This is a genomic window from Bacillus sp. 3G2 (assembly GCF_044324725.1).
In the GTDB taxonomy this organism is placed as follows: domain Bacteria; phylum Bacillota; class Bacilli; order Bacillales; family Bacillaceae_G; genus Bacillus_A; species Bacillus_A mobilis.
Genome location: NZ_CP172246.1, coordinates 928,225 through 951,383, shown reverse-complemented (window position 1 = coordinate 951,383; position 23,159 = coordinate 928,225). Strand labels below are relative to the sequence as shown.

Sequence of the window (23,159 nt, the reverse complement as noted above, 5' to 3'; positions counted from 1 at the left end):
GAAAGGTAAAAAACCTGCCTATCAATATAGGACATTTGATCAAACTTTATTACAAATTGACTATTTTCCCAACACTTAATTCCCCATCTCCACAAACCGCCCAAACTCCTTCAAAAACCTCAGCTTAAAACTCCCCACAGGCCCATTCCGATGCTTCGCCACATGAATCTCCGTCATCTCTTTCTGCATCGTTTCCTTATCGTAATAATCTTCGCGATACATAAGCATAATAACATCCGCATCTTGCTCAATTTGTCCTGTCTCTCTTAGGTCAGATAAAAGAGGTCGCTTATCTTGACGTGACTCTACAGAACGAGATAATTGCGACAACGCTACTACACAAACATTTAATTCACGCGCTAATAACTTAAGCTTACGCGAAATCTCACTAATTTCCTGAAATCGATTGCCCTTATGCTTCGGATCGCCCGTAATAAGCTGCAAGTAATCTACAATAACTAAAAGCTTCTTATCACCGTGCTTCCTCTTTAACTTACGAGTTTGCACCCAAATATCTTGCACCATAACGCCTGCATTGTCATAAATCTCAAGTGGCAACTCACCAATCTCCGCAAACGCCTTACTCACCCTTTCCCAGTCTTCCATCGCAAAACGGTGCTTCGGATTTTTTAGTCTGCCTCCTGATACTTCCCCTACGCAAGACGCCATTCTTTTTAACAATTGCTTACTACTCATCTCCAACGAAAACAATCCAACCGCCGCTCCAGACTTCGCCGCACGCAGTCCAACATTTAGCGCAAACGCAGTCTTCCCCATAGAAGGACGCGCACCAAGAACGACGAAATCTCCTTCCTGCAATCCGCACGTCATTTTATTTAGCGATGTATAACCAGTCTCAATACCCGTAATCTCTTTCGCATCTTGATGAAGCTCTTCATATAAATCAACTAGCGCATCCTTCAAATCAAACTCACATACACAGTCCTTTTCCTCTAACTCACAAAGTGCCGTAATTGTCTCACCAATAATTTTCTCATTCTTCTCCGCAATAAGACGCTCTCCCATCTTGTGCCCGAGAACACCCGCCTGATACATTTTCCAGGCACCTCGAACAAGCCCCTCATAATAAGAGAAGTTGGCAGTTGTAGGCACACCATCCATTAACCCTATAAAATACTCCATTCCCCCGACCCCCTCTAAAAACTTCGGATCTACCCTAGAAATGAACGTCACAAGATCAATCGGTTGCCCCTCTTCTTCCATTTTTCGCATTAACCGAAATATAGACTTGTGCACTGATAGGGAAAAATACTGCTCCGTCAAACGGCACTCCTTAATAAGCTCTCCATCAATTAGTAGAGAACCTAACACCGTCTTTTCCGCCTCTACATTTTGAATACTCATGGCCGCCACCCGCGCTCCGCTAAAAAGCGCTGCAACTCTTCCTCAGACGGCGCATTCTTCTCCCACTCCTCACACCTCGCCAAAAACTCCTCCGTCTCCCCCGTACTAACAGACGTCTCCTTCTTCCTAAAGCTCGTCGTATCCGCCTCAACCTCACATACTTTCGTAAATCCTTTCCCGTGCCAACCTCTCAAAATCCCCTTCACATAAGCAACCGTCCGCTTATTATTCTCAAACGCAATTTGAAGAGCCTTCAGCACAAGCTCCTCTGACAAATCTTCCATCCACGCACTCAGTTCCTCCACCGTATGCGGAGACAAACTACCAAAATGTTGCTCATAAAAAGAAAACACGCGACTTCCCGTTTCTTCCTCTACAACCTCTTCTTCCTCTGTCTCCTCACAAACCGGCTCTACATCATCCACAGCCAAATCACTCGGCATACCGAAATGCGCTAAAAGCATAGGAACATTCAGCTCCTCCTCTACGCACTTCTGAAGAAACATATGTACAAACTCCTTATTCTTCACACCCTTAAGCTCTCGAAGCACACACTTCTCCACATTCGTATTCGTCACCGGATTATAACGAAGCCAATTTAAAACGAATAACTCCCGTGTCTCCGCATCATAAAGAATCTTCCCATAATCAATGAAGCGCTGCACAAGCTTATCAACAGTCTCCCGATTATAACCCGTCTCCATCTCAGCTAACCGCTTCGGAAAAGGAAAAATCCCACACTGCGTCGTCTTCGAACAAGTTAACAAATAAACATAAAAATACCGCTCCTCCGGCGTCAAATCCAAAACAAAATCATCCTGCCAAAAATTCACCTGCACAGTACGATACACCGCCATCCTAATTCCTCCCGTCTCCGTTCAAAAGTGAAAACCTCTTCATAATATATATGGGAGGATGGCCGGGTTTTTGGCGTGTTATTTCAAAATTTTTTTCGACTCCTACTACGGTGTTTGTTGGTGTTTTTGTTTTGTTGTGTTTTTTCTTAGTGATTTATTACTTGGTAGGGGCTTGTAAGGGGCTTAGGAGGGGCTAGTTATCGGTTACTTCGATTAGAAACACTCGATCTGAAAAGCCACCTCGTTCTTCTGCTTTCTTTTTTCGGATGTTGTTGATTTCTTCTAGGGTTGTGCCTTCGTGTTCGGATAGGGCGTTTATTAGTTCTAGTAGGTCGGATAGTTCTTCTAGTTTATGTTCTTTCGTTGTTGCTTCGAGGTATTCGGTTAGTTCTTCTTGTGTTTTCTTGCAGATTTCTTTTATGTATTCGTCTTCGGGTAGGATTCTTGTTGTGGGTGTTTTTCCGTTGGATTGTATTATTTGTGGAATTTTGTTTCTGATTAGTTTGTTGTAGGTTGGCATGGGGTTTTCCCTCCGTTTGGTTTTTCTTCTATTATAATGGAAAAGCAGTTTAACTAGGGGTTAAACTGCTGCATTGCTTCTTTTATATAGTTTTCTTCTTCGGTTGTGAAGAGCGTTGGGAATTCGGATAGCGGGAGGTTTGATTTTTGGATTATATCCTCTATATCACTTTGAGGTGTATCAAGATAGTTCGTTACCTCTTCTATTACATTGAAAAATTCTTTCAAGCTAACTTGAACGTCATGATGACTCGGATCCTTCTCTTCTTCCTTATACTTTTTCATCTTCCCTATCACATCCATAAATCGCCGATCAAACTTTTCTTTTAATTCCTTATTATTATAAAATGCTTGAACACACTCATTTGAAAAGTGTTCCTCTAACCATTCTTTATTTTCTTTCTCCCATATAAAAGTTTGCAGAAAAGAAGAAAACAAAGCAACATCCACTCGTTCTTCCTTTTGAAACTTCTTCGTCATCTCATCCATATGCGAAAGTACCTTTGCAATTCTTTCTTGCTCCGCCAAAAGTAATTCTCTTTGAAAATATATTTGTCTTAAAAATTCTTCCGTCTCTATATCACGCTGCAATATAATATTTTGAATTTCCCCAAGCGAAAAGCCGAGATGCTTAAACGATTGAATTTGCTGCAGCACATACAAATCATCTTTCGTATATAACCGATGCCCGCCCTCCGTATAATCGCTCGGCTTTAATAAATTAATCTTGTCATAATAACGAAGCGTCCGCACCGTAACATCCCCAACACTTGCAAACTCACTAATCATCCACGCCATACCATCACCTACTCCGCTAACTTCTCTTTCACATACTGAAGCATATGAGAAAAACTCATCTCATTCTGCCTACAATATTGAAACAAACCTACAACAAGCAATACAAAAGGAACATTCCCTCTATAACGATTTTCATACTCACTAATCCCATCATAAAAGTACTCATACTTTCTTTTTCGTAAAACAATATAAATCGCAATAAACAACACTGCAATCATAATAAAAATTCGCTTTCTCTTTATTTCCATTTCTTGTTTCATCACCTATTCTCCTTCCATTCCATACTTATCTTCTTTAAATAACGGAATTCGAATGAAATAACGATATGGTTCATCGCGTATTACTTTCCACGCAACAATGATCACTTGAACGACCTCAAAAACAAATACGATCCAAAATAAAACATCACTAATACGCGAACTAATATTAAATAGAAGAAAAATTAACAAGTGAAAGTTGAAGGCCTTTCGGCAATGGTATTTGTACACTTCATTTTTACGTGCCAGTGTAATGTACATGAGTAGTGGTGAAAAGATTCCTATTACGGCTGAAAGTAATAGCATGATGATGGTATTTCTTTTTTCTTTTGTAGTGGTTTTCATGAGTGGTTTGGTCCCCCCCCTTTTTTGATTTGTCTTCTTTAGGTTAGGGGGTGACGTTGGGGGAGGTGCAAGGGAGAATATATGTATTTTTTGAATCTATTATACACAGTTATAAATCTTATATCTAGTTTAGAAGAACACCACTTACTTTTATAAAGAATTATCTTCGTTTTAATCTTTCTCTTCAATATAGAATCCACCCCTCTCACACAATGAGATAATACTATTAAAATAATAAAAGAACCTTAGTAAATTCACTAAGATTCCTTTTAACCATCAACTTATTGAAAAACAGTTATGTTTTTCAATAAGTTGATTAATATTATAACTAATATTTTCAATTTCATAAGCTATTTCCGAGTTACTAAATATAAATTTGTAAGGATCTTGAATAACGACCGGAGGAGAATCAAATTTGGCTTCAACAAGATACAAAAAATAATTCTGTCCTAATTTCTTAGATTGTTCTATTTCATTTCTGCTTATAAAAAACCTATTTACATAATCTGAATAACATTTAACCTCAATAAATTTATCATACTCATCACTTTTATCATCTATAAAAGACATTATGTCATATCCAATATTATTATCATCAAGCGCGACATGCCTAATTTCACGTGAAAAATTAAATCTTCTACGTTCTATTTTTAAAACATACTTTTCAGCTTGCTCCCCTAGCTCATTTTGCTTTTCTAATTGCTTTAAGAGTTGCTCCTTGCTAATTTTCCGCGAGAATTTTTGCAAGTAATCTGAATAACTACCATCAATCCGATAAAATTTCTTTATTTGAGACTTCCTTATAGATTCTGAGAGTAATAATAAATTTCGAAGTGCATAGAACTCTTGATTGATTTTAATATAAAAATCAAAATCAACCCTATGTAATTCACACATCTTATTTTTAATTAATAAATTTAAAATATCTTTTATTATAAAGCTATGACTATACTCAGTGTCTATAACCTTATACTTCTTAATATCATTTTCTTCAATAATGAGAAGATATCCTAACACCTCAAATAACCTTAAGGTATCCTCCAAATTCATATTTATCACTATGTCATTTGAAAAATATGTATGCAATTCTTGAAAAGACCTATATTCTGACTTTAAAACATTTAGCACCATTATACACTTATGCACATCAGCATATGCCCGACAGTTAACGATTTTTGCTAACATAGTTTTCAATCAACGCCTTAATATCACTTTTATCAATTTCTTCATCCAATATTTGGAATAAAGGTATGTCAGAGTTTTCAGTTACACGAATCATTAAATTTTCTTTTTCAATCAGCCTGCCATCTATCACTTCATCAATCGAATTTTCGGTTATTAGATAGTAGTAATTTGTTATAGTGTTCATACCTAATCCATAACGATGTATCCTATCTTTAGATTGAACGTATCTTGCCCCATCAAAGTTTCGTTCTAAATAAATTGCATTGTGGCAAGCTTTATGTAAAGAAATAGATTCTGCTACAGCAAAAGGATTCGCAATGATGACTTTGAACTCAGATTCATCATTATGGAAATCCCTAATTATTTTCTCCCTAGTTTCCACAGCCTCATCTAAACCTTCTGATTCTACCTTAGTTTTCCCATACAAGATTTTACATTCTATTCCGTTTTCTAAAAGATAATCCGAAAACCTTTCAACAGTATCTATATAAATAGCCCAAACAATTACCTTCTCCTCTCTTCTAATTAAATCTTGAATTAATTTTAAAGCAGCATCAAATTTAGGAGGAATTGAATTTGTTCGCTCATAGTTAATTAAGGTATTAATTAATTCTTCATCAAATGTTTTTGGAGAATAATCTACACCTGAAATTCCCTCTTGAATCGGCTTTAATAATAAGTATGGGTTACTTGCTGCTTGCATTAGCCTAATGATTTTAGCTTTTTTAAACTCATCTACTAGACCTACGTCATTATCAACTAAATCCTTAATAGTCTTTTGTTCTAGGGTCTCATAGATTAATTTTTGAGTACTATCCATGGGTACCACAATAGGTGGATTTTCCACTTTATCAGGCAAACCTAAATCTTTCTTTTTGATTCTCACAAAATATGGAGAAATATCATCAATTAACATCTGTATTCTAGGGTCTCGAGGATTCTCTGTCATATCATCCAATTGATTTAAACTATAATTTATTAATTCTTTATTAGGCCAAATAAATTTAAATAAATTATATAAGTCCCTATATCCGTTAGGAGCAGGCGTTCCCGTTAAAATTACCCTACCTTTAGCTAACGGAGCCAACTCTAGTATAGTTTCAGCTATACTGCCTCCATCTGTATTTTTTATTTTATGCGCTTCATCAAGTACAATCATTACGTCATTATTTTTTAAAAAGAATTCTAAATTTTTCTTTTGATTAATAATACCTTGATATGAAATTAAAGTTAATTCAGCAGTATCTCTACTAAAAAAATATCTTTTTCTTAATTCACTTGAAAGGTTCCCACCTGAAAGTCTCTTCACTTCAGGTGCTCTTCCAAAACAATCTTTAAATTCATTTTCCCATGGGCCAAAGGAACTTAGTGGTCCTATCACAAGTACTTTATTTACAAATTGTTTATGTGTTATATCTAGTGAATTTAAATAACTATATGCCCCATAGACTATGCTTGTTTTACCAGCTCCCGGAACTGAAAAATTACAAGCATTCTGAGAAAAAGCTAAGTGATATGCGGCCAACAACTGCAATGGGTATAAAGTACGTTCCAAACTCCCCTCTAATAATTCGCAGAATTTCCGAAATTCATCTTCATTTACATTTCTATTCCAAATATCTTTTGCTTTATTTGAAAAATCTTTAAAATCCATTTCTTCTTTATACAGATTAACTAATTTATGATCTGCTTCTGTATCTAAAAGTAAACTAATTTGTTTTTTAGATAAATAATCATTCAATTCAGAAATAACGTTTTCATTATTTTTTGGGATTTCAAGACCTTTTTCAGTCTCAATTGCATCAAAAGCTCTTTTTAAATGGAATATGATACGTTTATTAAGCTTTTTAGTATCTTCACCCGATAATAAATAACTTTCTTTAAGAGAATTAATTTTTAAATTTTCCATATTATTTACACCGTCTGATTTAGCTGTTTTTTAACTGTTTTAGAAAGGGTATAAGCTAAATTATTTATTTCTTTAATTGTTGCTAGTACATCTTCACTATATAAACTTTCCTGATGTTCATCAATTTCTAACAATGCATTTTTAGCTCTTTCTAACAATGTTAATGGTTTGTCAGCTTCTTGAATATTATCTAACTTACTTTTACTGTATTTTAAATTTTCTTTTATAGGATTAATAACTTTCTTTGTCCATTCTTCATCACGTTCAGTTAAGCTATCAATTATTTCTTCATCATTATTCGCTCTTGATAAAAACGCGTCAATAGGATCTTCTATAATTGTTTCAACATTCTCAAAATGTTTATCTCTAAATTCTTGCCAAAGTTTTTGGGAAGCAAAAAAACTTTGAGGAACCGTTGACTTCCCATTTTTAGCTATATTTCTAAATTCTTTCCCCTCATATTGTGCACGGATGTAATCAAAACTAATTTGCAGCATTTCAGAAATATCATCATCTTGAGGATTCCAGTTCGTTTTTGCGTTTCCACTTCGATTTCTATATGCTTTTTCATAATTATTTAAATCTACAAACTGTCCCTCTCGTTTATCCAACATTGCATACATATTATTATAGCCATAGTAATCTAGATACTGATCCATTAACTCTAATATATCCAAATACTTCTGGATATTCTTAGAACTTCCTTCGCCCATCATATCTGCTATATCTTCAATTGAATATCCCACTTCTTTTAACTGTTGGCATTTCAAATATTTCTCAGTAGCGTTATAATCCAGCTTTTCCTCACGTCCCATTTGATACATAGTTTCAAGCTGAAGAATTTCCTTTTGACCAACATTATCATCAAGAATAATAGCATTAAAGTAACTGCAAGGTCTTACATCATAATTTTTACTATATTCCTCTTTATTATTATTTATCTTATTTAAAAGAGAGGCTCTACGATTCCCATCAATTATATAACCATTTTTAGTTACAATTCCATATTCCTGCTGACCGATTTTCAAAAGACTTTTTAAAGTTTTCTTGTTTCTATCATGCTTTGAATCCCACAAAAATTGTTCGATAATAGAAATGTCATTCTGATTTTCAGGATTTAACTTATGAGAAGTTACTTCAAATGTTTTTACTTTCGTACCTATTCTTCCGTTATAAGGATTATAAACCAAATATTCCAAAGGTATTTGGTAAACATTAAATATTCTTTCTTGCCCCTTATAAAATAGCTTAACACCGGTCATAATTGGTTCATTCTTTTTAATTTCATTTAGCTTCTCTATTCTTAAATCTTCACTTAATGCCTTTGTTTTAGTTACCATCTTCAATCCCCTTTAAAATATTTTCTAACAGATAGTATGATGTAACAATTTTCATAGAAATTTCTTTACCTATTTCCTTGATAAACACAAATCTATCGAATTGATTATTTGATTCTATAAAGCCCTTAATAGCTTGTAATAATTCATCCGGTCCAATACCATCTCTATCATCGACAGTTTTACAATATTGGACTTGGATATTGTCGAAAGAGTGAGCTTCTCTAATATATTCTTTTATAAATTTAGTGATTTTTAATATTTCTTCTGGCTCATATAAACATAAATTCACGAAAATATCTTCATATACTTTGGCATTTTTCCCCTGAGAATAATGAATTTTTGTTTTCCAATGAACAGTCCCATCAGAAAATTGGTTTTCTAAACCAACTCTGTAAGATTTCTCTATAATATATGGTACATGATAACTATACTTCGATTCAAACTTTTTTGGTTTTTCTTTCTTTAAATCAAAAACAGTCCCATTTAAATTCGTAAATAGTATATCCTTATTAAATTTTTTTCGGACTGAAAATCTATCGTTAGACATTTGGTAATTTAAATTCCCACGAATAACCTTTGCTATTTCGTAAGAAAATTTTGGAGTTACTGCATTGCCAATCATTCTATATTTTACAGAATCACTATCCCCGTAAAATCGAAAATCGATAGGGAACGACATTAATGTCGCTACTTCTCGAATAGTTGGGAACCTGTATCTTTCTTCAGAACCTTCTAAATTAAATATCATGGATTCTCTAGAAGATCCCGACAAGGTGGCCATAATTGTTCTCGCAGGTTTATCTTTATTCTCAGGAAATGCCATTTTTCCCATATAGCCCTTATCGCGTTTTTGGCGCTTGGCTTTTATCCATTCAAAATAAGGCACTTCTTTAACATAATGATGATCTGTTAGTTCTTTACTAAGCATTTCAATTCCATAAATAGGATCTTTAACTATTTCAGAAGAATTAGTGTAGCTTAGAGGAGTTGGTTTACCTAAAGCTTTTTGAACTTCTCCTAAAGTAATTATATCCTTCTCTCCATTTAATTCTTGTAAATCTGGATACAAACCACATATAGAACGCTTTCGATTTGTAGGAACCCCAAAATATTTCATATTAAATATTCTTTTTTGAGGAACCTTTAATATGAAATCTCCTAATTCAGGCCAGCTTAACTCCTTAGCTGTATACTCATCTTCTACAAATCCTAAAGAGTTTTCCACATTTTCCATAACCCAATATTTTAATTTACTATTAGGCTTGCTCATCTTTCTTGCAACAATCCGCAGAAAAGCCTCAATTAGCTTGATTCCCTCAGTCTTATCCGCTTTTCCTGATTTATTCGAATTTGAAAAAGCTATACATGGCGGTGAACCAATTATAACTTCTGTATCTGGTATCCACTTTTCAAATTCCTCATCCTCTAACATGGATATTTCATAAATATCCCCTTTAAAAGCAATCTGCTTACCATTCCCATGGTTTTGATTATGTGTCAGAATTGCAGGTGCCCAAATGTCATAAGCTCTAACTATTTCAAAACCAGCCCTCTCAAATCCTTCTGAAAATCCTCCAGCACCGCAAAACAAATCAATAACTTTCAATTGTACTTCTCCTTCTTATTACGAATATTTATTCATCTATTTATAATTAAACCTTTAGTTCACTTAATTTCTCTTCACTAAATTACCAATCATAGTATGCAAATGAAATGTATTCTATAACCTCATCGCAATTGTACTTTTTATATTTTTCTACCTATGATTTTTCACATAAAAAAAGAATCGTCCCTTTTGATATAATTAAGCCTTCACAACCAACTCAATCGAAAAGAACAATTCTTTTATGCTTATAGATTATACCAAAGACTAACTCAATTTGCCAAATTTCCTGCGGGGTAAAATGCATTATAAAGAATATAATGACCTATCTTAACCGATTCTTCTCTGTAAAAAATTATTGGCTAAGAAGAATCATTTTACCGAGAGACATTTTTAAAATATCTTATTAAAAAATAAAGCAAATAATCAAGAAAAAATTTAAATATCCTTATTTATATCAAAGGAAAGTACATCGCTTACTTTCACCTGAAAATTATGTATATGCCTTTATCAAAGAAACTCGCATACAAGCTTCAAATTATTTTTGTATAATATATTATGTACTTAAACATATCATTCTCCAGAAATCCCCAAACGACTTTTTATAGTAGGAAGAAACACTGCCTTTCCATACATATGAACTCTATCCTCACCAAGTTGCCCGCACCATTTGTGGTACATGGAAGAGAATAGAGTTCCGTTATAATCCTATTTAGTAATAATTGATACTTTTTATACGGTTAACATCATTTTTTCGGAGGGTTTTTTCGTCTTGCAATTTCATTCATATCAATAGCCTTTACACGAGCCCTCACTTCATCCTGATCGTCAAGATATTTCTCCATCTTTTTAAAAATAACCTTTTGTTTCTCTTTCTCCTGCTTCTCCTCATTAATTAAAGTATGTAAACTCTGAAGGTCTTTATTAAAAACGATAAATAATGCTACGCCAACTTTTAATGCCGAGAGAAACATATAGCAAAACAATACCACTAAGAACAAATACAGTACGTGCTTTGGATAACCTGTTAAACTTTCTGATAATGATGCGTAACTAATAGAAAATAACAAATATAAAAATGCACATAAAAATGCATTTCTAAGAAAAACAACTAATTTAAAGAACTTTTTTTTCGGTAACATCGTTAATGTTGACTCTGCCTTAAGTGTGCCAAGGATAGAAAAAACCGTAAAATAAATACCTATAAATACAGCAGCAATTGTTCCTAAAGTTCCTTCTCGCGGCACCAATATGTCCTCTACTAAAAACCCTGTTACTGTATCACCACTTCCGATTCCAAAGCGGTTTAACCAATAAAAAATATTAGAAATACTAAAAATAAGTAAAGCAACTAAATTGTTAAAGTATTTTTCATAAACAAGGTACAATTTATCCCTTGTTTGTATGCTAAGCATTATGCTCCAGCCTCTGTTTCAATTACCGGAAGAACATGAGGAATGACAGTAGGAAGCTCTGCATATTCTAAATCATTTTCGAAACGCAGATACGCATTAGAACCCGGTCTATTCTCAAGATTGTATTGAATATCCATTTGATCCAAAATATATTCATAACCGGTTGCGTTATCCCCTTGCAGGATAATACTCTTTAGAATATTTTGGTTCTTCAAATCCACTTTCTCTTTCCTACCAGTCATAGGTGAATCGTATTCTACTTTAATTGCAGCAAAAATTTCATCATCAAAATTCAGGTCTGTTAATCGCCTAACAAGGCTCTGCGCTTCCATAATATTAATCCTTTTTCTCCCGTTACCAAACCGAACCGTTGCTACATTTGCACCAAATTCCATATGACTTTGTCTCGTTTTATCAATAAAACTTCCAAAAAAGCTTTCAGTTTCATAATCTGTTTCAACTGAACAATCAATAGAAAATTCAATACTATAGATTTTATCTGAATTTCGAATATCAGTTAAACCAAAAGATGTTTCAACTGGTTCAAGTATTGCATCCCAATAATTTTGTGGCTCTTTCGGTAAAAATGAAGAAAGATAATTTACTATTTCATTCGGGCGACTTCCAATGTGGTTATACTCTATAGCAACTTGGCGAAATCGTCCGATAAAAAAGCAATTTGTAAATTCAATTACATCATCATTAATTGGGTTTGCAATATTTGTTCCAATTCGACCAGTGTACGGTTTATACGCGTCTCTATATTTCGCAACCGAAATACATCTGTTAAATCGGTTCAAAGGGTGTTCAAAATCAATAATACCTAAGTACAGAAAAGATAATTTTTTCTGATTCCAAAACTTCTCAATATCCTCTAATGGATATATAGCATCAATAAGTTCTTCTACAGGTACAGTTGTTTTTACGCCATTTCTTGTAAGGAATATATTATAATACAATATTGTTCTTGACAAAAAAAAACCTCCATCGAGTATATTTTCTATTTATTTCCTATATAAAAAGTTTAAATCGTCCCATTCCCACTGTCAACACAACAATACTAGCAACCAACACCACGTCCCTTACAAAAAACACAAAAAAGCACCAGGTCCCCCCGATGCTTTCCACTCTAAAACAAATGACAAGCCACCTCATGCCCCTTCGCAATCTCGACCATCTTCGGTACTTCCTGTGCGCATTTTTCAGTGGCGAATTTGCAGCGCGTTCTGAATTTGCAACCGGATGGTGAGTTGAGTGGGCTTGGAACTTCACCCTGTAGAATGATTCTTTCTTTGCCAGCGTTTGTTGGGTCTGGTTCTGGCATGGATGAGAGTAGTGCTTGTGTGTATGGATGTGCCGGTTTTGTGTATAGGTCTTCGCTGTCGGCAATTTCTACTATGTTTCCTAGGTACATAACTCCGATTCGGTCTGATATGTGTCTTACCATAGATAGGTCATGTGCGATAAATAAGTATGTGACGCCTGTTTCTTCTTGGATGTCTTGCAGCATGTTTACGACTTGTGCTTGGACTGAGACGTCGAGTGCTGAGATTGGTTCGTCACATAAGATAAAGTCCGGTTTTACAGATAGTGCGCGCGCGATGCTGATGCGCTGTCTTTGGCCTCCGCTAAATTCGTGCGGGTAGCGATATAAGTGTTCTTCTTTTAGGCCTACTTTTTTTAGAAGGTCTAAAATGATTTCTTTTTGTTCTTCTTTTTCGTAAGATCCGTGAATGTTCATTGGTTCGCTAATAATTTGGAATACATTCATTGCTGGGTTTAATGATGCGTATGGATCTTGGAAAATGATTTGCATTCTTTTTCTATACTCTTTTAGTTCACTTTCCTTTAAACTTGCGATGTCTTTTCCGTCGAATAGGATGTTCCCTGAAGTCACGTCGTGTAAACGAATGATGCTTCTTCCTGTCGTTGATTTTCCGCAGCCCGATTCTCCTACTAATCCGAATGTTTCACCCTTTTTAATTGTGAAGCTTAGGTCATCGACTGCTTTTAATTGCTCTGTTTTTCTACCGAATAGTCCTTTTTTAATAGGAAAATATTTTTTTAAGTTTCGAACTTCAATTAAGTTTTCTTCATGCATGTGATTCACCTACCGCCCCATCATTTAACCAGCACATAGAACGTCTTTCGTTTCCAATTTCAAAATATGGAGGACGTTCTTTTTCACAAATGTCCATCGTATGCGGGCAACGCTCTGCGAATGGGCAACCTTGTGGCGGATTTAATAAGTTTGGCGTTACACCTTGAATTGGCTCGAGTCTTTCTTTTACGCCGTTCGATATTTTCGGCAGAGAGTTTAATAACCCTTTCGTATATGGATGATTCGGCGATTGGAAAATATGAAGTACAGGTCCTTCTTCCATAATAAGTCCGCCATACATAACGATAACGCGTGTACAGTTTTGTGCGACTATTCCTAAGTCATGCGTAATAAGAAGTAACGCCATGTTCGTTTCGTTTTTTAAGTTTTTCATTAAATCTAGTATTTGTGCTTGTATCGTTACATCAAGCGCTGTCGTCGGTTCGTCCGCAATGAGAAGGTCTGGGTTACAAGACATCGCCATTGCGATCATAACTCGCTGCTTCATACCGCCGCTTAGTTCATGCGGATATTGTTTTACCCTTTCTTCTGGCGACGAAAGACCGACTTGTTTTAACAAGTTGACCGCGATCTGCTCTGCTTCTTTCTTTTTTACTTTTTGATGGCGTATAATTACTTCCGTCATTTGCTTTCCAATTTTCACGACTGGATTTAGCGCAGACATTGGATCTTGGGAAATTAGTGAAATTTGATTTCCTCTAATAGAACGTAATTCTTTTTCAGATTTAGAAAGGATATTTTCATTATGAAAAAGGATTTCCCCTTCTTTCACTTTCCCTGGTGATGTAACGAGAGACATAACAGACTTCGCCATCACACTCTTTCCGCTTCCGGACTCCCCAACGATTCCAACTACTTCTCCTTTATTCAAACGAAATGTAACGCCGCGAACCGCTTCTACTTCTCCGCTTTCTATGAAAAAAGAAGTCTTTAAATTATTCACTTCCAATAGTTTTTCAGACACGTTGCTCACTCCTCTCACTTAACACTTTAGTTTTCATTTCCAGCTCCTTTTGGCGCGAAAGCTTTCTTCAATGCTTCACCAATTACGTTAAAACTAAGTACCGTTAAAAGGATAAGGAACCCTGGGAAGAGTGTTAAATACCAAGCTTCGCCAATATACCCTTGCGCATTGTTTAGCATACTGCCCCAAGAAGAATCTGGTTCTCTAATACCTAATCCTAAGAAGCTAAGTGATGATTCCATTAAAATCGATGTCGCAATTGTTAATGTCGCGGCGATAATAATGGTTGATAAAATGTTAGGAATGATATGTCTTACAATAATCATGAGTGATTTTTGTCCTGACACTTTTGCATATAAGACGTACTCACGCTCTTTTACCGATAACGTTTCTGCCCTTACGATACGAGCGGTGTCCATCCATGTTAGTAATCCGATAATAAGAACTAACGTTGTAATTCCTGGTTTTAAATAAGCATTTAATAGTAACATTAAGAAGAATGATGGAATTGACATAAGCACTTCAACAACTCGCATTAAAAAGTTGTCTAACTTTCCGCCAAAATATCCGCTAATTGTTCCAACTGCGGTACCGATTGTAATAGAAACAACCATTGCAAGGAAACCAACCGCAAGTGAAACTCGTCCGCCATATAACGCTCTCGTTAAGTAATCTCTTCCGTAATCATCCGTTCCGAAAGGATGACTCATACCCGGTTCTTGTAAGCGATCTGGAATCGACATTTTGCTAGGATCGTACGGTGATACGAATGCGAAAATTGATGCAACCGTTAAAACCGCAAGTATAATAACTCCCATTGCAACAAACTTATTTTTCGTAAAGCTATGTTTTATCGTTTGAAATCTCCTATTATTCATTCCAAATCACCCCCTCATTCGAATGCGCGGATCTACTACGCCATATAAAATATCAGCAATTAAGTTACCGAGAATTAACATGAATGATGATAGTAATGTAATTGCCATGATAATCGGATAATCAAATCTAAAAATAGCATTTACCCCAAGTGAACCAAGTCCTGGCCATGAGAATACTGTTTCCGTAATAAACGCCCCGCCTACTAGACTTGGAATCGATAATCCGAAAATTGTAATGATCGGTATTAATACGTTTCGAAGTACGTGATTAAATAAAACTGTTTTCTTCGAAGCACCGTACGCATATTGAATTTGCACATAGTCTTCTTCTAATTGCTGAATTGTACTTGAGCGAATATATCTCATATAGACAGAGATGTTTTGGAACGCAAGCACCATACAAGGCAAAATGCCGTGCTGGACAATATCCAAGAGGGAATCTTGACCGACTGTACGCATACCCATACTCGGAAGAAGGTTCAACTTTAAAGAGAATAAGTAGATTAATAGTAAAGCGAACCAAAAGACTGGCATTGAGATTCCCACATAAGAGATAAAGTTCACAACGCGATCAAAAATAGAATTCTTTTTCACACCTGTTAATAGTCCAAGCGGGATTGCGATTACAAATGAGACGAGTAAAGATGATCCCATTAACCCAATTGTCGCAGGTAACCTTTCTACAATAAGATCTAAAACAGGACGATGGTTTTGAAGTGAATAACCAAAGTTCCCTGTTAAAATATTTTTTAACCATAAAAGATACTGCACGTAAATTGGTTGATCTAGTCCTAAACTTTTGCGAATACGCTCCACATCAATTGGGCTCATATTTGGCGTGACAAAGTTTCTAACGGGATCCCCCGGTGCTAGTTTTATTAATAGAAAAGAAATAATAGAAATAACAAATAAAAGCGGAATTGCATTTAAAAGCCTCTTCCCAATTACTTTATACACAAACTTCCCCCCTCAAGATAAAGTGAAACTTTCATTAGCCCACATCAATTAGGCTTTAACTTGATAAAGAAGCTGATTTCCACCAGCTTCTTTACTGTTTGTTTCTTATTTCACTTCATAAATCTTAGATAAATCTTCAAACATTGTGACAGGAATTGCTTTTGCTTCTTTCAATCCATCAAACTTTTTATCTACTGCGATAACTGCTTTTGGATATGCGATTGGTAGATAAGGTAAGTCTTCTCGAGCTGTTTCTTGAATTTTATGGTATAGCTCTGCACGTTTTGTTTTATCTGTTTCAACTGCAGCTTCTTCCCATAACTTATCGAAATCAGCGTTTTTATAACGTGCATAATTGTATTCAGCATTACTTAAGAATAAGCTCTTATATGAATCTGGCTCAGGTCCCATTATGTAACCACCGAATGTAATATCATATTCTTTATTCGCTTTATCTAAGCTTTTTTCACTTGCTGCACTAGCATCTAATGCATTCAATTCAACTTCTAAGCCAACTTCTTGTAATTTTTGTTGTGTATAAAGTGCTAAGCTTTCCATAATTTTATTATTCGTTACATACATAACGCGTACTTTTTCTTTATCTTTCACGCCAGCTTTCGCTAATAAATCTTTCGCTTCTTTCTTATCATACTTATAATCTTTAATGTCTTTTGCATAATACATAGCGTCCGGCGTTAAGATTGAATTTGCCGGTTCTGCAAATTGACTAGAAACGAATGCTGAGTTAATCATTTCTTTCTTATCTAACGCATGCGCGATTGCTTGGCGCACTTCTTTTTTCTTCATAAGATCTGTATTTTGGTTATAAGATAAGTAGAATAATCTACCTTCAGGGAATGTCACCATTGAGAAGTTCCCAGTGCTATCTAATTTCTTAAAGTCTTGTGGCTCAATCATCTTCATGTTGATTTGACCATTTTGCAGTGAAACATTTGCTGTATTACGATCTTTTACAACGCGATATACGATAGAGTCTAATTTAGCTTTACCACCTACATAATCATCAAATCGATCTAATGCAACGTACTCATCTGATTTATACTCTTTAAACTTAAATGGACCTGATCCTACAGGCTGTAAGTTTCTCTGACTCTTCGCTAAATCTGCTTCCCCTTCAAATACATGTTTCGGAATTGGGAAGAAATCATTCATCACACCTTCAAAAGATGCACTTACTTGTGGTAATACGAATTGAGTCGTTAGCTCATCCACTTTTTTCACCTCAAGCGGCTTCCCTTTAAAAATAAAGTTTTCACGGCTTGAACTATTTTGCTTCTCATCTAAAATAGATTGGAATGTAAATGCAATATCGTCTGATGTAATCTTCTTACCGTCATGCCATTTCAAATTATCCTTTAGTTTTAAAGTCCATGTTAATTGGTCCTCTGAAGGCGTAAAGCTTTCAGCAAGAACAAACTTCTTCTTACCGTCTTCCATATGATACAGCGGTGCATATAAAGCTTGCTGTATCGTTAATGACACACGATCGTTCGCATAAAGCGGATTCATCGTATCTGGGTTATCGCTAACACCAATCGTTAACATTCCTCCATCTTTCGGAGTCCCTGATTTACTAGTGCCTGCTTGCTTCGAAGAATCTTTCTCCCCAGAACAAGCCGCTAATGCAATAATTAATAGTAGGACAAATGGTAATGTAAATAATTTCCGTTTCATCTTTCGGCCCCCTCGAACTAGTTATACCCATAAGAAAACTCGGAATTAATCCCGAGTTTTCTTATAAGTTTTAAATTACCACTACCCGTATGTATTGTCAAACTTTTTCGCAAAGGTAGAAAGTTTAAAATCTATTCATGCATTCTTGCGATAAAAAGACCACGAATCAGTAGCCTCATAAATGAGTTAAAAAACTAGCAACTTACAGAAAATCCCTCTAAAATGATTGTTATATATGATCGAAACTGTAGAATGAAATTAAAGACAAAAAACACATTTAGGAGGTTATCATGACATTTGATGAATTGAAAAAAGCCAAACCAACAACCTCATGGGTTGAGTATGATGAAGATGGGGAATTTTTCACTGAAGCAAATATAAGTGCAACAAATACGGTTCTTGACACTTACATTAACAATTTACAACAATTAGGCGAGAATCCAACCGAAGTCGAAGTAATGCAAGTTGTTAAAGAGGTAGTTATTAAAATAAATGAACTAAATATCGAACATGACCAGTTTATCGAAACAATGGAAAGAGAAGATCTCTATGAATTTATCGATGCAGCTGCACGAATAGCTGGCTTAGAATCTGAAGAAGACATAACAGAAGAATGGCGTGAGTGGTAAAAAAGCCGCATTTACTCCTTCATAAAAATTTGTCCCTTATTCTCCAATTGGAAAATAAGGGACAAACAAAGATAATCAAATACTGATATATATTAAAATCTCCACTCATTTCCCATTACTTTAAAATACAGTTTTTCAAATCCACTAAAATACTTACTATAAATACTTAACATTTCACTATATGTATGAATAACTTGACTTAAATCAAAATGAACACCACCTTTAGCTAAGTCATAGCTATCGTCTAGATTATACAATTCAAAGTATTCCGCCTCCCAATGCACCCCCCTGTTGACTAAAAGTCTAGTGGTGCATTTAATTGATTCTTCAATCGTCAGTTCATGTTCTTTTAGTTTTTCATGAATGACGGAAAGAATTAATTTAACAGTGTATTCTTCATCAACCGTGCTACTAAACTCAAATAACTTCCCTTCCATATCATCTATCTTTGCTTTAGACATTAAGGATATCTCAATTAATTCATATGGCGGATTTTCACTTGCTTCAATCAATTTATCACACCATTGAATTACTTCAGCTTTACTCCACAACCCACAGCAAAGCCCTAAGCCATAAATATGAGTTAATTTTCGAACTAAATCCAAAGTTTCTCACCTGCATTTTTTGTTTAATTTTAACAGAATATATGATACATCACATTTAAGATGCCTACGCGCATTATAAACAAAAAAAGACCACCAAAAGGCAGCCTCTCAAAACTCAATCCTATTCCCTACCCCACTCTCCACCGCTTTCTCATACAAATACTTCGCAACGATAATATCCACTACCGCCAAACCAACCGATTTAAAAATAGTAATCTCTTCATCGCTCTCTCTACCAGGTTTTTCTCCACTAATGATTTGTCCAAGTTCAGCGTGGATGTCACTCGCTTCAAATAAACCTTCTTGTATCGGAACTTGGAGGTCACCTGTTTCTTCTAGTGCTGCTTCTTTTGATTCAACTACTACTTTATTTGCGCCCGCGATGGCGTGGGATGGTAGTTCTTGCATGTTCGGTTTGAATGAGCCGACGGCGTTTATGTGGACGCCTTTTTGTAGTTTTTCTGAGAAGACTGGTGTGGATGCATTCGTAGTTGTGACGATGATGTCTGCTTCGCTTATTGCTTCATTTGGACTTGTGTGAACATAAGCAGGTTTATTGAATCTTTCTTGTATATATTGCGCAAATGCATACGCTTTTTCTTCTGTTCGATTGTATAAAATGACTTTTTCGATATCTCTTACCGCAAATACAGCTTCAGCAATTCCCTTCGCCTGTTCTCCTGTCCCGATGATACATAAAGTTTTTGCGTTATGACGAGCTAAATGTTTTGTCGCTACTCCTGATAGAGCCCCTGTTCGAATCATCGTTAAGTAGGATCCTTCTAAAAGTGCGAGCGGTTCTCCCGTTTGAAAGTCTGATAGCATCACAATTCCGTTTATCGTTTTCTTTCCTATCTTTTTGTTCTCGGGGACTACTGTTACAACTTTTAAGCCAAGTGCCTTAAGTCCTTCCGCTACTGAAGGCATAATTAATGCCGTATTTTTCTCGTTCGCAAATGGCAATGAGCCGCGAATTGGCGTAATTGTTCTTTCTGCGGAAAATTCTTTTAAAGCAAGCGCCGCGTATTCAATGACTTCGTTCATATTTACTAAGTTTCGTTGTTCGTTCGCGCTTATGACTAGCATATCTTTCCACCTCCTCCTCTTATCCTAACAAAAATCCTCGATTCAAATCATCTCTCGGGTCTACAACGAACTGATGAAATCCTGTAATAAATGCATGCCCCGTTACTTTTGGAACGACAGCTTCATATGTATCTACCGCTGTTACCGACAATACTTCTCCCTCAAATTTCCCGTCAGTAATACATTCGTGGACGAAAATTTCTCCCTTTTGTAAAGCATCTTTTTCAAAAAGAGTTGCGATTCTTGCGGAAGTTCCTGTACCGCAAGGAGAACGGTCCACTTGCCCATCAGCGAAGATTGTTACATTTCGTAAAGTTGCGTCTTCTCCTTTCGGTTCATCTGAGAAAATAACGCCGTATATTCCCTTTAACCCTTCTTCAAGTGGATGCTTTACTTCCATTTTGCTCTCGATGTAGTGCTTAATTTTACTGCCCCACGTTTGAATAGCAGCTAAGTCTTTGAAATCGACTTTCAAACCAAATTCTTTACTATCTACTACAGCATAAAAAGCTCCGCCAAACGCGATATCTACTTGAAATTCATAGTCATCTATTTTAATAGGAACGTCTTTTTTGTATACAAATGAAGGAACATTTTCAAATGATACAGACTCTACTTCGCTCCCGTTATAGGTTGCGTACGCAATAACTTCTCCAGCAGGGCTATCAATAATGAACTTTTGTTTCTCACCTGTCACTTCAAACATACCTGTTTCAATTCCGACTGTAATAACAGCAATAATGCCATGACCACACATCGTACTCCAACCTTCATTGTGCATAAATAATACGCCAAAATCAGCGTGATCACTCGCAGGCGGAGTAATGATACAACCGTACATACCGTGATGTCCTCGCGGTTCATACATAAGAATTTCGCGAAGATGATCCAAATGCTCCATGCAATATGCGCGTCTTTCTAGCTGTGTTGCTCCTTTTATTTCTGGCACACCGCCTGTAATAATTCGAAGCGGTTCCCCAGCTACGTGAGCATCAATTGTCGTGTACACTTTACTAACCTTCATTTCTATCTCTCCCCTATATGTTGATACTATTTTTATTGCAAATATCATGCCAACGCATAGGGTATAAATTTGTATACATTGTGTAAAAAAGCATACACTACTGTCTATATTTTTATACAGTAGAAGGTCGGCGACCATGAGTCTCCAACTAAGCCCACACTCGCCGAAAATATATCGACGATTATTCAATTATATCGAACACAACTCCGAACATATCGACTTACCGACAAATTCCGCGATTTCACACCCAATAACCACCAACCAATCCCACACCTGGACTTACACACACACACACGAGAAGACACCAGCCCCCACGAAACGAAAAAAATCCCCCGACACCCGGGGGACCCACTAAACCCGAACCCCCACCACATCCGGCACCCGCTTCGCAATCTCCTCACCAATCTTTATACTAGCCGTTGCAGCTGGAGATGGTGCGTTGCAAATATGCAGAGAGTTTATGCCTGGGATAATGCAGAAGTCATCCACCATATTGCCGTTTGATAAGATGGCTTGTGCCCTTACGCCTGCATGCGTTGGGACGATATCTTTTTCTGTTAGTTCTGGTATTAAGCGCTGTAAGCTTTTTAGGAATGATTGTTTACTGAATGAGCGCACCATTTCTTTTATGCCTTCTTTCATATTTGGCATCGCCATTTTCCAGAAGCCTGTGTATGTCATTGTTTCCATGAAGTCTTTTATGTCGAAGTCTTTTTTCGTGTAGCCTTCGCGCTTGAAGCTTAATACTGCGTTTGGCCCTGCGTGTACGTCTCCGTTTATCATTCTTGTAAAATGAACGCCTAGAAACGGGAATTCAGGGTTTGGGACTGGGTATATTAAATGTTTTACGAGATGGCGTTTTTCCGGGACGAGTTCGTAATACTCACCGCGGAACGGAACGATTTTCATATCTGTTAATATGCCTGTCTTTTTCGCAATGCGATCGCTATGTAAGCCGGCGCAGTTAATGAGAAATTTCGTTTTAAATGTGCCTTTGCTTGTTTCAATTGTGACGGCGTCTTTCTTTTCCGTAATACGCTCTGCGGCTGTTCCTACATGTACTTCTCCGCCACTTTCCTGAATGAGGCGAGCGAATACATAACTGACTCCTTTATAATCAGCAATCCCGCAAGAAGGAACACGGATTGCGCCAAGTCCTTTTACATGCGGTTCAATTTCGGCTAATTCTTCTTTATCTATTTTTGCGATATGTAAGTCGTTTTGTAAGCCTCTCTCATATAAGTTATGTAAAAGAGGAAGTTCTTCTTTTTCTGTTGCAACAATTACTTTTCCACACATGTCATAAGCGATGTCATTTTCTTCACAAAATTGGACCATCGCTGCGTTTCCTTCTTTTGCAAACTTCGCTTTATAACTTCCTGGTTTATAGTAAATGCCGGAATGAATGACACCGCTATTATGTCCAGTTTGATGATGTGCGAGTTCCTTTTCTTTTTCAATGATTGCAATTTTCGCATGAGGGAATTTTTTCGTTAAAGCCATTCCAGTTGAAAGGCCCACAATTCCTCCGCCAATAATTATAAAGTCATACATCCTACTTCCCCCTTAATAGTATAAAAGGCAGGTCTCTTTGCAAGACCCGCCG

22 protein-coding genes are annotated in these 23,159 nt (G+C 36.2%); 1 reads left to right on the top strand and 21 read right to left on the bottom strand.

The window, feature by feature from the left end:
- Positions 1-75: 75 nt before the first annotated feature.
- The 17 genes from dnaB to ACHZK0_RS04710 all read right to left on the bottom strand — a co-directional run bounded on the left by dnaB (position 76) and on the right by ACHZK0_RS04710 (position 18,209).
- Positions 76-1,365: a replicative DNA helicase gene (dnaB, locus tag ACHZK0_RS04790; protein WP_395761240.1), complete on the bottom strand. Its 1,290-nt coding sequence runs from the start codon at positions 1,363-1,365 to the stop codon at positions 76-78.
- Entirely contained in the window at positions 1,362-2,222 is an 861-nt protein-coding gene (locus ACHZK0_RS04785; protein ID WP_395761239.1) for a DnaD domain-containing protein, read from the bottom strand. The genes dnaB and ACHZK0_RS04785 overlap by 4 nt, the downstream gene beginning before the upstream one ends.
- Before the next feature lie 193 nt (positions 2,223-2,415).
- Positions 2,416-2,742, bottom strand: coding sequence for a phosphoribosyl-ATP pyrophosphohydrolase (locus tag ACHZK0_RS04780; protein ID WP_395761238.1), 327 nt, complete (start codon positions 2,740-2,742; stop codon positions 2,416-2,418).
- Between the two features lie 53 nt (positions 2,743-2,795).
- Positions 2,796-3,539: a MerR family transcriptional regulator gene (locus tag ACHZK0_RS04775; protein WP_395761237.1), complete on the bottom strand. Its 744-nt coding sequence runs from the start codon at positions 3,537-3,539 to the stop codon at positions 2,796-2,798.
- 8 nt (positions 3,540-3,547) lie between these two features.
- Positions 3,548-3,799, bottom strand: coding sequence for a hypothetical protein (locus ACHZK0_RS04770; RefSeq protein WP_395761236.1), 252 nt, complete (start codon positions 3,797-3,799; stop codon positions 3,548-3,550).
- A gap of 3 nt (positions 3,800-3,802) precedes the next feature.
- Entirely contained in the window at positions 3,803-4,141 is a 339-nt protein-coding gene (locus ACHZK0_RS04765) for a DUF4870 domain-containing protein (protein ID WP_395761235.1), read from the bottom strand.
- Between the two features lie 276 nt (positions 4,142-4,417).
- Positions 4,418-5,326, bottom strand: a complete 909-nt coding sequence (locus tag ACHZK0_RS04760; protein WP_395761234.1) for a DUF3883 domain-containing protein — start codon at positions 5,324-5,326, stop codon at positions 4,418-4,420.
- Positions 5,307-7,235 carry a DEAD/DEAH box helicase gene (locus tag ACHZK0_RS04755; protein WP_395761233.1) on the bottom strand — a complete coding sequence of 643 codons (1,929 nt, stop codon included), beginning with the start codon at positions 7,233-7,235 and terminating at the stop codon, positions 5,307-5,309. The genes ACHZK0_RS04760 and ACHZK0_RS04755 overlap by 20 nt, the downstream gene beginning before the upstream one ends.
- A 5-nt stretch (positions 7,236-7,240) precedes the next feature.
- Positions 7,241-8,575 carry a hypothetical protein gene (locus ACHZK0_RS04750; RefSeq protein WP_395761232.1) on the bottom strand — a complete coding sequence of 445 codons (1,335 nt, stop codon included), beginning with the start codon at positions 8,573-8,575 and terminating at the stop codon, positions 7,241-7,243.
- A complete protein-coding gene (locus tag ACHZK0_RS04745) occupies positions 8,565-10,181 on the bottom strand; it encodes a DNA cytosine methyltransferase (RefSeq protein ID WP_395761231.1) in 1,617 nt (538 codons plus the stop codon). The genes ACHZK0_RS04750 and ACHZK0_RS04745 overlap by 11 nt, the downstream gene beginning before the upstream one ends.
- Positions 10,182-10,924: 743 nt before the next feature.
- A complete protein-coding gene (locus ACHZK0_RS04740; protein WP_395761230.1) occupies positions 10,925-11,593 on the bottom strand; it encodes a hypothetical protein in 669 nt (222 codons plus the stop codon).
- Positions 11,593-12,567, bottom strand: coding sequence for a hypothetical protein (locus tag ACHZK0_RS04735; protein ID WP_395761229.1), 975 nt, complete (start codon positions 12,565-12,567; stop codon positions 11,593-11,595). The genes ACHZK0_RS04740 and ACHZK0_RS04735 overlap by 1 nt, the downstream gene beginning before the upstream one ends.
- A 155-nt stretch (positions 12,568-12,722) precedes the next feature.
- Entirely contained in the window at positions 12,723-13,694 is a 972-nt protein-coding gene (locus ACHZK0_RS04730; protein WP_270340855.1) for an ABC transporter ATP-binding protein, read from the bottom strand.
- Positions 13,687-14,679 (bottom strand): ABC transporter ATP-binding protein, encoded by a 993-nt coding sequence (locus ACHZK0_RS04725; protein WP_395761228.1) that lies wholly within the window; start codon positions 14,677-14,679, stop codon positions 13,687-13,689. Before ACHZK0_RS04725 ends, ACHZK0_RS04730 begins: the two co-directional genes overlap by 8 nt.
- A 26-nt stretch (positions 14,680-14,705) precedes the next feature.
- Positions 14,706-15,557, bottom strand: a complete 852-nt coding sequence (locus ACHZK0_RS04720) for an ABC transporter permease (RefSeq protein ID WP_088080106.1) — start codon at positions 15,555-15,557, stop codon at positions 14,706-14,708.
- 6 nt (positions 15,558-15,563) lie between these two features.
- Positions 15,564-16,514, bottom strand: coding sequence for an ABC transporter permease (locus ACHZK0_RS04715; protein ID WP_395761227.1), 951 nt, complete (start codon positions 16,512-16,514; stop codon positions 15,564-15,566).
- A 105-nt stretch (positions 16,515-16,619) separates the two neighbouring features.
- Positions 16,620-18,209 (bottom strand): ABC transporter substrate-binding protein, encoded by a 1,590-nt coding sequence (locus ACHZK0_RS04710; protein ID WP_395761226.1) that lies wholly within the window; start codon positions 18,207-18,209, stop codon positions 16,620-16,622.
- 290 nt (positions 18,210-18,499) lie between these two features.
- Here ACHZK0_RS04710 and ACHZK0_RS04705 point away from each other — a divergent pair, with 290 nt between their 5' ends.
- Positions 18,500-18,838, top strand: coding sequence for a hypothetical protein (locus tag ACHZK0_RS04705; protein WP_395761225.1), 339 nt, complete (start codon positions 18,500-18,502; stop codon positions 18,836-18,838).
- Positions 18,839-18,930: 92 nt separating this feature from the next.
- Here the strand turns inward: ACHZK0_RS04705 and ACHZK0_RS04700 are convergent, their stop codons facing one another.
- From ACHZK0_RS04700 to lhgO, 4 genes are all read right to left on the bottom strand, one after another.
- Positions 18,931-19,443 carry a protein kinase gene (locus tag ACHZK0_RS04700; RefSeq protein ID WP_270340730.1) on the bottom strand — a complete coding sequence of 171 codons (513 nt, stop codon included), beginning with the start codon at positions 19,441-19,443 and terminating at the stop codon, positions 18,931-18,933.
- A 108-nt stretch (positions 19,444-19,551) separates the two neighbouring features.
- Complete coding sequence (locus ACHZK0_RS04695) at positions 19,552-20,529, bottom strand: ornithine cyclodeaminase family protein (RefSeq protein WP_395761224.1); 978 nt, start codon at positions 20,527-20,529, stop codon at positions 19,552-19,554.
- Between the two features lie 19 nt (positions 20,530-20,548).
- The gene (locus ACHZK0_RS04690; RefSeq protein ID WP_316251381.1) at positions 20,549-21,553 is read right to left on the bottom strand and encodes a proline racemase family protein; all 1,005 of its coding nucleotides are present in this window, start codon (positions 21,551-21,553) and stop codon (positions 20,549-20,551) included.
- A 351-nt stretch (positions 21,554-21,904) separates the two neighbouring features.
- Complete coding sequence (lhgO, locus tag ACHZK0_RS04685; RefSeq protein ID WP_395761223.1) at positions 21,905-23,107, bottom strand: L-2-hydroxyglutarate oxidase; 1,203 nt, start codon at positions 23,105-23,107, stop codon at positions 21,905-21,907.
- Positions 23,108-23,159 lie beyond the last annotated feature (52 nt).

Coding starts and splice junctions, on each gene's coding strand:
- dnaB (WP_395761240.1), bottom strand. CDS start 1,365: ATGAGTATTCAAAATGTAGAGGCGGAAAAGACGGTGTTAGGTTCTCTA.
- ACHZK0_RS04785 (WP_395761239.1), bottom strand. CDS start 2,222: ATGGCGGTGTATCGTACTGTGCAGGTGAATTTTTGGCAGGATGATTTT.
- ACHZK0_RS04780 (WP_395761238.1), bottom strand. CDS start 2,742: ATGCCAACCTACAACAAACTAATCAGAAACAAAATTCCACAAATAATA.
- ACHZK0_RS04775 (WP_395761237.1), bottom strand. CDS start 3,539: ATGGCGTGGATGATTAGTGAGTTTGCAAGTGTTGGGGATGTTACGGTG.
- ACHZK0_RS04770 (WP_395761236.1), bottom strand. CDS start 3,799: ATGAAACAAGAAATGGAAATAAAGAGAAAGCGAATTTTTATTATGATT.
- ACHZK0_RS04765 (WP_395761235.1), bottom strand. CDS start 4,141: ATGAAAACCACTACAAAAGAAAAAAGAAATACCATCATCATGCTATTA.
- ACHZK0_RS04760 (WP_395761234.1), bottom strand. CDS start 5,326: ATGTTAGCAAAAATCGTTAACTGTCGGGCATATGCTGATGTGCATAAG.
- ACHZK0_RS04755 (WP_395761233.1), bottom strand. CDS start 7,235: ATGGAAAATTTAAAAATTAATTCTCTTAAAGAAAGTTATTTATTATCG.
- ACHZK0_RS04750 (WP_395761232.1), bottom strand. CDS start 8,575: ATGGTAACTAAAACAAAGGCATTAAGTGAAGATTTAAGAATAGAGAAG.
- ACHZK0_RS04740 (WP_395761230.1), bottom strand. CDS start 11,593: ATGCTTAGCATACAAACAAGGGATAAATTGTACCTTGTTTATGAAAAA.
- ACHZK0_RS04730 (WP_270340855.1), bottom strand. CDS start 13,694: ATGCATGAAGAAAACTTAATTGAAGTTCGAAACTTAAAAAAATATTTT.
- ACHZK0_RS04720 (WP_088080106.1), bottom strand. CDS start 15,557: ATGAATAATAGGAGATTTCAAACGATAAAACATAGCTTTACGAAAAAT.
- ACHZK0_RS04710 (WP_395761226.1), bottom strand. CDS start 18,209: ATGAAACGGAAATTATTTACATTACCATTTGTCCTACTATTAATTATT.
- ACHZK0_RS04705 (WP_395761225.1), top strand. CDS start 18,500: ATGACATTTGATGAATTGAAAAAAGCCAAACCAACAACCTCATGGGTT.
- ACHZK0_RS04695 (WP_395761224.1), bottom strand. CDS start 20,529: ATGCTAGTCATAAGCGCGAACGAACAACGAAACTTAGTAAATATGAAC.
- ACHZK0_RS04690 (WP_316251381.1), bottom strand. CDS start 21,553: ATGAAGGTTAGTAAAGTGTACACGACAATTGATGCTCACGTAGCTGGG.
- lhgO (WP_395761223.1), bottom strand. CDS start 23,107: ATGTATGACTTTATAATTATTGGCGGAGGAATTGTGGGCCTTTCAACT.